This is a genomic window from Globicatella sp. HMSC072A10 (assembly GCF_001811625.1).
Classification (GTDB): Bacteria; Bacillota; Bacilli; order Lactobacillales; family Aerococcaceae; genus Globicatella; species Globicatella sanguinis.
The window spans coordinates 1-1,495 of the sequence record NZ_KV805650.1 but is presented as its reverse complement, the minus strand read 5'-3'; the positions used below and the strand labels follow the sequence as shown (position 1 = coordinate 1,495).

General features: G+C 38.3%; 1 protein-coding gene. It reads right to left on the bottom strand.

The features are described from left to right. Window positions 1–86 precede the first annotated feature (86 nt). Window positions 87–1,253 (bottom strand): IS110 family RNA-guided transposase, encoded by a 1,167-nt coding sequence (locus HMPREF2811_RS02690; RefSeq protein WP_071407987.1) that lies wholly within the window; start codon window positions 1,251–1,253, stop codon window positions 87–89. Window positions 1,254–1,495 lie beyond the last annotated feature (242 nt).

The following is a 1,495-nucleotide window of genomic DNA, read 5'->3' as shown; positions in this document are numbered from 1 at the left end:
TTTTATTTGAAAAGAAAGACAAAAAAGGCGCAAAAAAGCACCCTCTATGCTATAATTAAAGTGAAAAATTTTTAAAAATTGTTGCATTAGTTCTGTTGGCGCAGTCCTAATGCTTTTTGTTTATCATAATGAATATGACAAGAAAGTACCTTATATATGATACGTAGTAACTTGTGTCCGCAAGCAACTACAGCTTTCATTTTGGCTCCTCTAGCAGATAGACGTTGATAGAGATTCGAAAAAGCGGGGTCCATCGACCTTCCTGCAATACCGCCACAGGCTATCAGTGTTGTTTTAAGGTATTTATTCCCCCGGGTGGTTCGACTGCTTTTTTTTACTCCAGCACTTTCATATGAACCAGGTGATAGTCCAGCCCATGAAGCTAAGTGCGCAGCTGTCTTGAAGGCCTCTACATCTGGACCAATTTCTGCCAAGATAACCGCAGCACTATTTGCTTTCACCCCTGGGAGCTCCATTAATAATTCATATTCTTCCTTAAAATAAGTGAGTATAAATTCCTCAATATCTCCATCCATTCGCTTAATTTTTTCTGTATAAAAGCGGTACTCTTCCAATGAATCATCTAATAATCGTCGGTCAGTCTTTGACATTTTGCCGTCCATGGCTTCTAAGAGTTGTTTGGGTGTCGCTTTAACATGAGTATGCATACACTCGGCGACTCGTTCAAGGGTGATTTTTTCACCATGAATAAATAAAGAGAGTAATGCTTGGCCTGTTTGACCAAAGATATCTGAAAGATAGCTCGTCAATTTAATATTTGCCCGTTGTAAGATATTATGTATTTCATTTTTCGACTGTGTCCGTTTTTGGATATAGCTTAACCGACGGCGAGTCAATTGACGCAATTCCATTGCTTGTGCACAAGGTAAATAAGATGATTGGATTAACCCACATCGCCCTAATTGAGCAATCCATTCAGCATCTTTGACGTCAGTCTTTCGACCAGGAACATTTTTAATATGGGCAGGATTAGCCAGTGTTAATTGAATCTCACTATCGGAGAAAATATTAAAAACTGGGACCCAATATTGTCCAGTCGATTCCATAAATATATCAGTCACATTGAATGATTGAATCCATTCAAGTGCCGCTCTAAGTTCGGCTGAGGTAGTTCCAAATGTCTTCTGATGTTTTTGGGGTTTATTGGTCTCTAATGGACCAGATAATATACAACAAACGATGGTCTTTTGATGAACATCAATCCCACAGCATCGTTCAATCATTACTTCCATGATCATGACCTCCAAAATAATATTAGGCAATGTGAGCTTTCTATATTAACTTGTAATTTTATTTACACGCTCAAGACGTAATGGGTTTATCGCAAACGATAAAAAGCTCATCCAGTTTTTTATACGGGGGTACGGACATACCTCACAATAAACGCATCGGATTTGTATTGCCCATTTAATTATAATGCGAAACCGTTTTTCTGTCATGGTTTAGAGTGCGAAGCACTCTTAAGGTTTTTTAT